The following is a 12,723-nucleotide window of genomic DNA, read 5'->3' as shown; positions in this document are numbered from 1 at the left end:
TCGCACGAAAGCAAGAGATGGTGATCGTGAAAGCGGCCGTTTGGTTTGATGTCAGGCTGATCTGAGGAACGAACGTGGCATTTTCTAGCCGTAGTGCCGAAAGCATGCAAGGAGACCGAAGCGTCGCGTGAACGAATTGACATGTGGTCAGGCGGCGCAACCCTGGCAAAGGATGATTTCCGGGTGAGCATAGGGATGTAATTTGTTCAAAACGGGGTCCGATTTTGATGTTTGCCTCCCACGGGAACGTATCGCGTGGCGAAAGGTTCCGAAGGCGTCCTAGCCGACCTGGCTCGTGATCCAGGCCCGAAACGCCCGGCTGACGGGATTTTCCAGCTTTCCCTCGGGCACGACCAGATAATAGCTGTTTTCCGTCTGCATCGGCCGATCGAACAGAATACGCAGACGGTCCTGTGCCAGCTCCTGCTCGATCAGGTAACGCGGGACAAGTGCGATACCGAGACCAGCAGCCGCGGCCTCGATCACCATAGAAAACTGGTCGAACCGGTTGCCGCGATAGGCAGACTTGATATCGAGCCCGTTGGCTTCGCACCATTGCGCCCACATTTTCGGACGGGTGGCCAGATGCAGCAGCGGCTTATCTTCCAGTTCCTGCGGATCCGACATCGGGGTCGCGGCCATCAGCGCCGGGCTCGCCACGGGGATGATGACTTCGCTGCAGAGATAGCTACAGGTCGCATGCGCCCAGACCGGCTGGCCGTAGTGGATCGCCAGATCGAAATTCTGCTCCTCGAAATCGAAAGGCTGGGAGCGCGAGGCAATGTTGACGACGGTCCCCGGGTGCTGCCTCAGGAAATCCGGCAGGCGCGGTGTCAGCCAGCGGCTGCCGAAAGTCGGCAACGACGCGATCGACAGCGTTGATTCCGAACGTGCCGACGCCATCGCCCGCACCATCAACTCTTCCGACTGATTGAGCAGGCGCCGAACCTCCGGCAGGAACTTCTGGCCGGCATCCGAGAGGATCACCCGTTGGCGAACCCGTTCGAACAGAAGAACGCCGAGCTGGATTTCGAGATCCTTGATCTGGCGGCTGACAGCGCTTTGCGTCAGATTAAGTTCGGTCGCCGCCTGCGTGAAACTGCCATGGCGTGCCGCGCATTCGAACGCCTGCAGCGTCGTCACGTCTGGAACCAGCCTTCTGCTCAACTTCATTCGCGCCTCGCATGACCATAGTCAAAATTGTCGCAATCAATGCGTATAGAGCCTATATATGATACGGATTGAGAATGACCAAGCTTTATCACGTCTTTCGAAAGGTCCGCGCCGTGACTGACAACCGTTTCGTATCCGCCGACGATATCCGCTCGGCCTTTTCTGCTGCGATGTCGACGATGTATCGCGCTGAAGTGCCGGCCTACGGCACGCTGATGGAACTGGTTGCCAAGGTCAACGCCGAGACGCTGGCGGCCGATCCGGCCCAGCTTGAGCGGCTCGAAGAAACCGATTCACTGGACCGCATCTCGCAGGAGCGTCACGGCGCCATCCGCCTCGGCACGCCGGGCGAGCTGTCGATGATGCGCCGCGTCTTTGCCGTCATGGGCATGCTGCCGGTCGGCTACTACGACCTTTCGACGGCCGGCGTCCCGGTTCATTCGACGGCCTTCCGTCCGGTCGGCGAGGCTGCCCTCAAGAAAAATCCCTTCCGCGTTTTCACCTCGCTGCTGCGTCTCGATCTGGTTGCTGACGGATCACTGCGCCATGAAGCCGAGAAAATCCTGTCGAAGCGCCGGATTTTTACCGAAGGTGCCATCGCGCTGACGGAAAAGGCGGAAAGGCAGGGCGGTCTCGACAAGGCCGATGCCGAGCGTTTTGTCACGGAGGCGCTGGAAACCTTCCGCTGGCACGACCGCGCCAATGTCAGCCCGGACATGTATCACCGGCTGCATGATGCGCACCGGCTGATCGCCGATGTCGTTTCCTTCAAGGGACCGCATATCAATCACCTGACGCCGCGCACGCTCGATATCGATGCTGTCCAGGCGCAGATGCCGGAATACGGGATCGCACCGAAGGCAACGATCGAAGGCCCGCCGAGTCGGAAATGCGCCATTCTCCTGCGCCAGACGTCCTTCAAGGCGCTGGAGGAACCTGTCTCTTTCCAGGCGGAAGATGGCAGCTGGAAGGAAGGCTCGCACACCGCCCGTTTTGGCGAGATCGAACAGCGCGGTATTGCGCTGACCCCGAAGGGCGCGCTCTTTACGACGACCTGCTGAACGCGTCACGCGAGGTCATCCGCCCCGCGGCCGATGGCTCGAACGCAGCCGAATACGAAAAAGCCTTGACCGAAGCCTTCACTCCCTTCCCGGACAGCTGGGCCGGTATCCGTACCGAAGGCCTTGGCTATTTTGCCTATTCGCTGACCGCCAAGGGCCGCAAGACGAAAGCCGATGCCTCGAAAAGCCTCGAAAGCCTGATCGCTGACGGGCTCGTGCAGTTCGACCCTGTTGTCTACGAGGATTTCCTGCCCGTCAGCGCCGCCGGAATTTTCCAGTCCAACCTCGGGGACGAGGCGGCTCAGGATTTTGTCGCAAGCCCGAACCAGCAGCGTTTCGAGCAGGATCTTGGCGCAAAAGTGCTGAACGAGTTCGATCATTATGCGGGCATCGAACAGGCCTCGATCGCCGAATGCCTGAACACGCTCTCGCATGCCGAAGCGGCGGAGTAAGTCGCAGCCATGATCGATGAACGGCACAGGGCAGCACTGCTGGACATGCTCGGCGACAAGGGCGTTGTCTCCGATGGTGGCGATATGGCCGGCTATCAGACCGGCGCCCGATACGATGCCGGCATAGCAGCGCTTGTCCTGCGCCCCCGCACCACCGAGGAAGTCTCGCAGACGGTGGCCTATTGCGTGCGCCATGACCTGACGATTGTGCCGCAATCCGGCAATACCGGCCTCGTCTCGGGTTCGACACCGGATACGTCCGGTAAGCAGATCGTTCTCAGCCTCGACCGGATGACCGATCGTTTCGATCTCGATCTCGACAATCGCTCGCTTCGCCTGGACGCTGGCTTCCGGCTTTCCGACATCAATAGCCGGCTGGAAAAGCACGGGCTTTTCTTCCCGATCGACCTTGGTGCCGATCCGCGCATCGGCGGCATGCTCGCCACCAATACCGGCGGTTCGCGCTTCCTGAAATACGGCGACGTGCGCCGCAACACTTTGGGCATCAAGGTCGTGCTTGCCGATGAAGCGGGCACGATCCTCGACCTGACCTCGGAATTGCGCAAGAACAATACCGGCATCGACTGGAAGCAGGTTTTCATCGGCACCTCGGGCGCCTTCGGCATTATCACCGAATGCGTGCTGAACATTGAGCCCCTGCCGAAGCAGGTGGCGACCGCCTATCTGGTCCCGGCCAGTGGCGCCCATGTCATGCCGCTTCTGCGCGCCATGGAAGACAGGCTCGGCGCCTATTTCTCAGCCTTCGAGGGCATCTCAAAAATTCCGTCTCGGCGGCGCTCGACCATGTGCCATCGCTGAAAAATCCCTTCCAGGGCGGCAACGTGCCGGACTATGTGATCCTGGCCGAGATCTCCCGCACCTGGGAATCGCGCGAGGGCGAGCAGTCGCTCGATGCGGTGCTGGAAACGGTGCTGGCGGAAATCTGGGAAACGGACGAAGCGCCGCTCGCCGATGCCTTCGTCGGTCCGGCCCATGAAATGTGGTCGCTGCGCCATGCCCTGTCGGAAGGTGTGAAGCACTCCGGAAAACTGATCGCGTTTGATCTTTCCTTCCGCAGAGGTGATATCATGGCCTTCTGCTATCGCATGAAGGCCGATATGCCGAACGCCTTTCCGGAGGTGACGATCTGCGATTTCGGCCATATCGGCGATGGCGGCGTGCATTTCAATCTGGTGGTGCCGAAGGACAGCGCTTCGGCATCGGACCCCGATTTCGAGCGGCGGCTGCGCGACTGGGTGTTTGCCATCGCCGTCAAGGATTTCAACGGCAGCTTCAGCGCCGAACATGCCATCGGCCGCAAAAACCAGGCCTATTACGACCTCTATACGCAACAGAAAATCAAGGACATGGCTCAGGGCCTCAAAGCCATTACCTCGCCGGGAGAGCTCGGCGCGGTGCGCTTCGGATAGTCCTTAGACCAAGAAAACGGGAGTTTGCTCATCATGAACATTGCAACAAAGACGGTAAATGTCGTTCAGGAAACGGCCACACTTTTGGAGAAGCTTGGCGTCTCCAAGGATCTCTACACAGGCGGCGACATGGCCTCCTTCTCGCCGGTGACCGGCGAGCAGATCGCCAGCCTGAAGACGGTCTCGGCTGCCGACGCTGCCGCCAAGATCGAGAAGGCCGACGCGGCCTTTCGCGCTTGGCGCCTGGTGCCTGCTCCGAAGCGCGGCGAATTGATCCGCCTGCTTGGCGAGGAACTGCGCGCCCACAAGGCCGATCTCGGCCGTCTCGTATCCATTGAAGCCGGCAAGATCACCTCGGAGGGTCTCGGCGAAGTCCAGGAAATGATCGACATCTGCGATTTCGCTGTCGGTCTCTCCCGCCAGCTCTACGGTCTGACCATCGCCACCGAGCGTCCCGGCCACCGCATGATGGAAACCTGGCACCCGCTCGGCGTCATCGGCGTTATCTCCGCCTTCAATTTCCCGGTTGCCGTCTGGGCCTGGAACTCGGCGCTTGCGCTGGTCTGCGGCAACGCCGTCGTCTGGAAGCCATCGGAAAAGACGCCGCTCACCGCCCTTGCATCGCAGGCTATCCTTGATCGCGCCATCGCCCGTTTCGGCGATGCGCCTGATGGACTGACGCAGGTTCTGATCGGCGACCGCACCATCGGCGAAGTCATGGTCGATCACCCGAAGGTGCCGCTGGTTTCGGCGACGGGCTCCACCCGCATGGGCCGTGACGTCGGCCCGCGCCTTGCCAAGCGTTTTGCCCGGGCCATCCTCGAACTCGGCGGCAACAATGGCGGCATCGTCTGCCCGTCTGCCGATCTCGACATGGCACTGCGCGCCATCGCCTTCGGTGCGATGGGCACGGCCGGCCAGCGCTGCACGACGCTGCGCCGCCTGTTCGTCCATGAGAGCGTCTACGACCAGCTCGTTCCGCGCTTGAAGAAGGCCTATACGAGCGTTTCGGTCGGCAACCCGCTGGAATCCACCGCTCTCGTCGGCCCGCTGGTCGATAAGCCGGCTTACGACAACATGCAGAAGGCGCTTGCCGGAGCAGAAGCGCACGGCGGGTCGATCACCGGCGGCGAACGCGTCGATCTCGGTCATGCCAACAGCTACTATGTGAAGCCGGCCCTGGTCGAAATGCCGAAGCAGGACGGCCCCGTCACCGAGGAAACCTTCGCCCCGATCCTCTACGTCATGAAATACAGCGACTTCGACGCTGCCGTTGCCGATCACAATGCCGTCGGTGCCGGCCTGTCTTCGTCGATCTTCACGCTCGACCTGCAGGAAGCCGAGCGCTTCCTCTCGCCTGACGGCTCCGACTGCGGCATCGCCAATGTCAACATCGGCACGTCAGGTGCTGAAATCGGTGGCGCATTCGGCGGCGAAAAGGAAACCGGCGGCGGCCGCGAGTCGGGCTCGGATGCTTGGCGCGCTTACATGCGCCGCGCCACCAACACGATCAACTATTCGAAGGCCCTGCCGCTGGCTCAGGGCGTCTCGTTTGACATCGAATAATTGATAGGATTGGGCATGACCATCAACACACAGGTTGAGGAGGCGGGCTTCGCGCCCGCCTCGCGGATTTCCACGATCGGTGTTTCGGAAATCCTGAAAATCGGCGCTCGGGCGCAAGCAATGAAGCGCGACGGCAAGCCGGTGATCATCCTCGGCGCCGGAGAGCCGGATTTCGACACGCCCGATCATATCAAGCAGGCGGCATGGGATGCCATGCAGAGCGGTCAGACCAAGTACACCGCGCTTGACGGATCGCCGGAGCTGAAAAAGGCGATCCGGGACAAGTTCATCCGGGAAAACGAGGTTTCCTATGAGCTAGATGAGATCACGGTCGCAACCGGCGCCAAGCAGATCCTGTTCAACGCCATGATGGCGACGCTGAACCCCGGCGACGAGGTGATCATCCCGACGCCCTACTGGACCTCCTACTCGGATATCGTCGAAATCGCCGAAGGCAAGCCGGTTCTCATCGCCTGCGACGCAGAAGCAGGTTTTCGCCTGAAGGCCGAGCAGCTCGAAGCGGCGATCACGCCCAAGACACGCTGGGTCATGCTGAATTCGCCATCGAATCCCTCGGGTGCTGCCTATAGCGCCGCCGACTACCGGCCGCTTCTCGACGTGCTGCTCCGGCATCCGCATGTCTGGCTTCTGGTCGACGATATGTATGAGCATATCCTCTATGACGACTTCGAATTCGTGACGCCGGCGGCACTGGAGCCGCGGCTGAAGAACCGGACGCTGACCGTCAACGGTGTCTCCAAGGCCTATGCCATGACCGGCTGGCGCATCGGTTACGCCGGTGGCCCGCGCGACCTGATCAAGGCCATGGCCGTTGTGCAGAGCCAGGCAACCTCCTGCCCTTGCTCGATCAGCCAGGCAGCGGCCGTGGCCGCGCTCAACGGGCCGCAGGATTTCCTCAAGGAGCGCACGGCCAGCTTCAAACGACGCCGCGATCTCGTCGTTGCAGGCCTGAATGCGATCGATGGTCTGGATTGCCGCGTGCCGGAAGGGGCCTTCTACACCTATTCCGGCTGTGCCGGCATGCTGGGCAAGACGACACCGGCAGGCAAGCGGATCGAAACCGATACCGATTTCTGCGCCTACTTGCTCAACGAAACACATGTCGCGGTCGTACCCGGTTCGGCTTTCGGCCTGTCACCGTTCTTCAGGATTTCCTATGCGACATCGGAAGCGGAACTGACCGTCGCGCTGGAGCGGATTGCCAAGGCCTGCGCTGAACTTCAGTGACGCGCGGCAAATCGCCGGGCGCTGAAAACCTGCCGCCTTCTGCGGCAGGTTTTGTGTTGCAGGAAAGAATTTTGCACCGCCTCCATTTGCTGCTATCCGGGGACAACGAAATTTTCGGGGCAGCTTGATGTGTCCCGTCTTGCTGGGGCAGCCGGATCATGTTTGCGAGTTTTCGGCAAACGACTGACATCGTCGAAAAGCGTGGCGAGACTACGCTTGAGCCTGCGCATGCGGATTTCTACCGCGGCAAGCCTGGTAAGCCTCTCAACCTGATCCTGAAGGCGCGGCACGACTTCCTGTCGATCTGGCGTGAAAACGACTATACCAACCGCGTTTCCACCATGAAGCTTTTCGGCCGGCAGATCGTGATCGTCAATTCGCCGGAAGCGATCAAATATGTCGTCGCGACCCGTCACGAAAATTTCGAGCGCAAGTCGCCGCAGATGCGCCGCGCGCTTGAATTCCTGCTCGGCGACGGCCTGTTCATCTCCGACGGTGACACCTGGAAACAGCGGCGACCGCTGGTCAACGACATCGTCCACAAGAACCGCGTTCCCGCCTTCGGCAAGATCATGGAGAACACCTCCACCGAACTGGTTCAACGCTGGAACGACATGCAGGACGGCGCAAGTGTCAACGCACTCTACGAAATGGCCGGGCTGACGGCGGAAATCATTTCCCGCAGCGTTTTCGGAAACGACCTCGGCGAGGAGGCCGCAAACGCGGTCACAGAAGGCTTCACCAGCTACCAGTCGCTGATCGATTCCATTAATATCGGCTATTTCCTCGGCTTCGACGAAGGCCTGCCGGTGCTGCGCACGCCGAAGCTGCGCCGCTCGGTCAAGCGCATCCACGGCATCATCGACAAAGTGGTCGAGGATCACCTGGCTGGACGCGGTGACAACAATTCCATGGTCGAACTCTTGGTGCGGCGCCAGAGCCGGAATCCGGAGCTGAAACTCGATGTGGTGGCGCTCCGTAACGAGGCCGCGACCATCTTCATGGCAGGGCACGAAACGACGGCGGCCACACTCACCTGGGCCTGGTATCTGCTGTCGCGGGCGCCCTGGGTCGAACAATCGGTGCATGAGGAAATCGAACGCGTCTGCGGCGGCAATGTGCCGACGCTGGACGATGTCCCGAAGCTTGAATGGTGCCGCGCCGTCATCGAAGAGACGCTACGCCTCTACCCGCCCGTTCCGATTCTTGCGCGTCAGGCGACGAAGGCCGACAGAATCGGCGATATCGAGGTCAAGCCGGCGTCGCTGATCCTGATCGTGCCTTGGCTGTTGCACCGCACGGAGGCCTTCTTTACGGATGCCAACCTGTTCAAGCCGGAACGGTTTCTGGATGGCCAGAAGCCCATCCCCTACAGCTATATTCCCTTTGCCAGCGGCCCGCGGGTCTGCCCAGGTCTGCAATTCGGGCTGACGGAATCGATCCTTTGCCTCGCCATCATCGCCCAGCGTTTCAAGGTCAGGGTTGCCGAGGACGCCAAGGTCGAGCCGCAATGCCGACTGACGCTACGACCACGCGGCGGGCTGCCGGTTACCCTGCACCGCCGCTGAACGCAGTGTATGTGGCCGATATCAAACGGGTGAAACGGGATATTGGTTGGCGTCGAAGACGTGATGGTGCACCTTGCCGGTGAACATCGTCAAAAGACCGGCCGTGACTTCGCGGCTCTTGAAGCGAACGTTGGACTGCAGGGCCTTCTCGCAGGCCGCCATGTCGGGATAGCGGATGGCCAGCGCCATGGCGAAGCTCGGTGCGCCCTCGTCGCGATCGGTGCCGTCGAGCACCCGCACTTCCTCCGCCCCCGGAAAAGTCGTCCACAGTGGCACCAGGCGTTCCTTGACGTATGCCCGAAACTCGGCCTCGCGGCCAGCATGAATTTCGCCCTCGAACAGGGCGTAACGGATGATCATGATGAGACTTTCAGAGAAGGGATAAAACAGGAAAGATCCGAGGCGCCATTCGCGACGCCTCGTTTCCGGGAGGGTTACATCTTGCCCCAGAGCTTCTTGTATTCGTCGCGATAGCCATTGTCCGGGTCGAAGGTGTTCTTCGGTCCGCCGTCGAACTCGACATTGTCGGAAGTGACGACATGCAGCGGCGACAGGTAGCCAGACCATTTTTCACCGGCAAAGGCGCGGTTCAGTTCATCGACGAGCTGCCAGCCCTGCAGGTTGAGCGGTTCGGCGACCGTGACCTTCTGGAACTGGCCGGCACGGATGCGCTGATAGGCCGATTCCGAACCGTCGCCGGCAGCAACGTTGATCGGTGCATCGGTGCCGGACTTGCCGGCGGCGGCAAGCGCCGGACCCATAAAGTCGAAGTAGAGGTCGTTGATAGCGAGCGAATGCGTCCATTCGTCACCGTAGCGCTGCAGCAGCGACGTCGTCAGAAGCGGCATGCGCTGGGAGGTCTCGGCGATCGGCGTATCGACATATTCAAGCACCTTGCCCCCGAGGGCCTCGATCTCTTCCTTCATCCGGTCGGCCTTTGCGATAGCGATCGCATAGGTCGAATCCGTGAAGATCACCACGCCCGGCTTACCCTTGGCATCGACATAGGCCCAGTCGGCCGCAGCCTTGGAGACTTCCATGGCATCTGTCGAGACGTTGGCGAAGAGGCCGTTGGCTTCATCAGGGCCGATGGTCGGCCCTGCATGCCAGGCAACCAGCGGAATGCCTGCAGCCTTGGCTTCGGCCATGGCCGGCGCCTGCTCGACGGCATCGAAACCGTTGATGATGATGCCGGCCGGCTTTAGCGCCATGGCCTGGCCGAAAGCCGCCGTGCGGCCACCGATCGAACCGGCGCCGTCCAGAACCTTGACTTCCCAGCCTATGGCCGCTGCAGCTTCCTCTACACCCGTGGTGACGCCCAGGATGCCGCCATTCTTTAGGTCGCCGGCGAGAACGACGATCGTCTTGCCTTCCTGCGCCTTGGGGCTTTCCTTCGGTCCATCCCAGTTGGTGACCCGCACGGCATATTTATCGACGACCGCCTTGGCGTCGGACATTGCATCGGCAAGTGCCGGGCCCGCCGCTACGAGCGCCATCATAGCGATGGACATCTGCAAGACTGTTCTGCGTTTCATTGTCGTTCCTCCCATTGATTGATGATCTTTCGTCCAGGCCCGCCAGCCCTCATTTTCCCTTTGCAGGCGGGGCCTTCGAAACCGTACCGCGGCGCCTCTGGGCGTAGCCGGCAATGCCGATAGCCACGAGAAGCGTTACGCCGTTGAACAGCGGCTCGACGAAGAATGAGCCACCAAACTGCTGGATGCCGGAAATGCCGACCGCCAGAATGACGACGCCGGTCATCGTGCCCCAGACATTGACGCGTCCGGGCTTGATCGTCGTCGAGCCGAGAAAGGCGCCGACCAGCGCCGGCAGCAGATATTCAAGCCCGACACTCGCCTGTCCGATCCGCAGCTTGGAGGCCAGCAGGACGCCGGCAAGCGCTGCGAGGACGCCGGAGGTAATGAAAGCCCCCATGACGAAACGGCGCACGGGAATACCGTTCAGCGCTGCGGCTTTCGGATTGGCGCCGATAGCATAGACGTAACGGCCGATCGGCAGATATTCGAGGATCAGCCACAGCGCGATCGCAAGGCCCAGCACATAGAAACCGGTAATCGGCAAACCAAAAATCATGGTGCCGTTGAGGGCGTAGAAGCCATCTGGCAGGACGCCGACCACCTGCCGACCGCCGGTATGCCAAAGCGCAAGGGCGTAAAGAACGGTCCCCGTTCCAAGGGTCGCGATGAAGGAATCGATCCGCGCGATTTCCACCAGAAGGCCATTGAGGAAACCCGTCAGCGCGCCAAGCGCCAGCACGATCAGGACCGCCATCGGCCACGGCACGCCATACATGGTCTGCAGGCTGATCGCCAGGATATGCCAGAGCACGATGCCGTATCCGACCGTGAGATCGATGCGGCCCGAAGCCATGGGGATCATCGCGGCGAGCGACAAAAGCGCGATGATCGCCTTGTCGGACACGATGGAACGCAGGTTGAGCAGCGTCGGAAAGGTCGATGGCAAGAGGATCGAGAAGAGGATGATCAGCGACACCATCAGGATGACCAGTCCGTAGACCGGGATGAAGCGCATGATCTTCTGCCCCGACGACAGGCCTGAAAGCTCGGCGCGGGTCGGCTCGAGCGCGGTGGATTCGATGGATTGCATGGGTCTTCTCCTTCAGGCCGCTTCCGATGCCGACGCAGCCGTGATCACCGACTGAACGGTCAGGGCTGGCCCCGACAGTTCGCGGACGATCCGGCCGCGCGAAAACACCAGTGCGCGGTGGCAGATATGTGCGATTTCTTCAAAATCGGTGGATACGACGATCACCGCCAGCCCGGCTTCGACGGCTTGCGCAATCAGCCGGTAGATTTCCGCCTTGGCGCCGACATCGACGCCCGCCGTTGGATCCTCGGCGATCAGGAGCTTGCGTCCGGTGACGAGCCAGCGGGCGACGACCACCTTCTGCTGGTTGCCACCGGACAAGGCCTCGATCGGCAGGCTTTGATTGTTAGGTCGTAGGCCGACGCTGGCGCCGATGACCCGTGCCTTTTCAGCTTCTCGGGCCGGCGAAAGGAACGAGAACAACGACCGCCCGGATGCCCCCGGATTGATGAACGTATTTTCCCGCAATGACAGAGACATGGCGACCGATTCTTCGGTACGGTCGCGGGCGATCAGACCGACGCCGGAACGCATCGCAGCGACGGGGCTGGAAAGATCCGGCGTTGCGCCGTGAATCGTGACCGTGCCGCCAAAGCCTTCGCAGCCGAACAGCGCGCGTCCGATCAGCTCCTGGCCGGCACCGCGCAGGCCGGCAAGGCCGAGAAGCTCGCCGCGACGGACATCGAAGGAAACCGGGCCGGCGCCGGCGCAGACCATGTCGCGCACCGCGACGATGGTTTCGCCAGGTACCGTTTCAGCCTTCGCAAACAACTGGTCGGCCGGACGACCGACGATCATTTCCACCAGCTCGGCCGGCTTCGTCTCGGAAACCGGCTTCTGACCGACGAGCTTGCCATCGCGCAGGACCGCGACGCGATCGGCGATGCGGAAAATTTCGTCGAGCCGGTGCGACACATAGATCATGCCGACGCCGCGTTCCTTCAGCGGCCGGATGGCATCGAACAGCCGGTCGACTTCGTCCGCGGGAAGGCTGGCGGTAGGCTCGTCCAGCACCAGAACATCAGCCTCCACTGCAAGAGCCCGGGCGATAGCCACCAGTGATTTTTCCGTGCGCGTCAGGTCCTGCACGCGCGTCGTCGGATCGAAATCGCAACCGACGAGACGCAGGGCCTCGCGGGCGCGCTCTTCCGTGCTGCGCCAGTCGATCAATTTCGAACGAAGTGAAAAACCTTGCGCCAGACCGACATTCTCGCCGACCGTCATCCACTCGATCAGACCGAGGTCCTGATGGATGAAGGCAACGGGCTGGCGCTCATTGGGACGCGGCGGGCGATGCTGATAGGGTTCACCGCGAAACAGGATCTGTCCGGAATCCGGCTTATAGATACCGGCCAATGTCTTGATCAGCGTTGATTTGCCGGCCCCGTTCTCTCCGAGCAGAGCGAGGATTTCGCCCTCGCGAAGATCGATCGAGACATTCGACAGCGCACGCGTTCCGCCGAAGTCCTTGGTGATCCCCTGAAAATCGATGAGCGTGCGATTGGTCAACATTGCTCCTCCCAAAGCCGGCTGATGATTGTATGTTATCGCTAACACATTTGTAATGTCAAGGCTGCTCGAATGCGTCCTTGAATTT

General features: G+C 61.1%; 8 protein-coding genes and 2 pseudogenes. 5 read left to right on the top strand and 5 right to left on the bottom strand.

What is annotated here, in order from left to right; all coding sequences use genetic code 11:
* Positions 1-279: 279 nt before the first annotated feature.
* Positions 280-1,173: a LysR family transcriptional regulator gene (locus P6U16_RS12395; RefSeq protein WP_277700843.1), complete on the bottom strand. Its 894-nt coding sequence runs from the start codon at positions 1,171-1,173 to the stop codon at positions 280-282.
* Positions 1,174-1,286: 113 nt separating this feature from the next.
* On the opposite strand from P6U16_RS12395, the pseudogene P6U16_RS12390 reads away from it, so the two are divergent.
* The 5 genes and pseudogenes from P6U16_RS12390 (at position 1,287) to P6U16_RS12370 (ending at position 8,498) form a co-directional block, all read left to right on the top strand.
* Positions 1,287-2,686: pseudogene (locus P6U16_RS12390) on the top strand (VOC family protein).
* A gap of 9 nt (positions 2,687-2,695) precedes the next feature.
* A pseudogene (locus P6U16_RS12385) lies at positions 2,696-4,116 on the top strand (FAD-binding oxidoreductase).
* 33 nt (positions 4,117-4,149) lie between these two features.
* Positions 4,150-5,682 carry an aldehyde dehydrogenase family protein gene (locus tag P6U16_RS12380; protein WP_277700842.1) on the top strand — a complete coding sequence of 511 codons (1,533 nt, stop codon included), beginning with the start codon at positions 4,150-4,152 and terminating at the stop codon, positions 5,680-5,682.
* A gap of 15 nt (positions 5,683-5,697) precedes the next feature.
* On the top strand, positions 5,698-6,930 hold the full coding sequence (locus P6U16_RS12375; protein WP_277700841.1) for a pyridoxal phosphate-dependent aminotransferase: 1,233 nt from the start codon (positions 5,698-5,700) through the stop codon (positions 6,928-6,930).
* 158 nt (positions 6,931-7,088) lie between these two features.
* Positions 7,089-8,498 carry a cytochrome P450 gene (locus P6U16_RS12370; protein ID WP_277700840.1) on the top strand — a complete coding sequence of 470 codons (1,410 nt, stop codon included), beginning with the start codon at positions 7,089-7,091 and terminating at the stop codon, positions 8,496-8,498.
* A 21-nt stretch (positions 8,499-8,519) separates the two neighbouring features.
* Here the strand turns inward: P6U16_RS12370 and P6U16_RS12365 are convergent, their stop codons facing one another.
* From P6U16_RS12365 to P6U16_RS12350, 4 genes are all read right to left on the bottom strand, one after another.
* Positions 8,520-8,858 (bottom strand): hypothetical protein, encoded by a 339-nt coding sequence (locus P6U16_RS12365; RefSeq protein ID WP_277700839.1) that lies wholly within the window; start codon positions 8,856-8,858, stop codon positions 8,520-8,522.
* A gap of 74 nt (positions 8,859-8,932) precedes the next feature.
* A complete protein-coding gene (locus tag P6U16_RS12360) occupies positions 8,933-10,033 on the bottom strand; it encodes a substrate-binding domain-containing protein (protein ID WP_277700838.1) in 1,101 nt (366 codons plus the stop codon).
* A gap of 49 nt (positions 10,034-10,082) precedes the next feature.
* Positions 10,083-11,126 carry an ABC transporter permease gene (locus P6U16_RS12355; protein WP_277700837.1) on the bottom strand — a complete coding sequence of 348 codons (1,044 nt, stop codon included), beginning with the start codon at positions 11,124-11,126 and terminating at the stop codon, positions 10,083-10,085.
* Between the two features lie 12 nt (positions 11,127-11,138).
* The gene (locus tag P6U16_RS12350) at positions 11,139-12,635 is read right to left on the bottom strand and encodes a sugar ABC transporter ATP-binding protein (protein WP_277703833.1); all 1,497 of its coding nucleotides are present in this window, start codon (positions 12,633-12,635) and stop codon (positions 11,139-11,141) included.
* Between the last annotated feature and the right edge of the window lie 88 nt (positions 12,636-12,723).

Origin of the sequence: Rhizobium sp. 32-5/1 (genome assembly GCF_029537235.1) — a bacterium.
Lineage (GTDB): Bacteria > Pseudomonadota > Alphaproteobacteria > Rhizobiales > Rhizobiaceae > Pararhizobium.
Note: the sequence above shows the minus strand (reverse complement) of the source record. Positions and strands in the feature narration are given on the sequence as shown.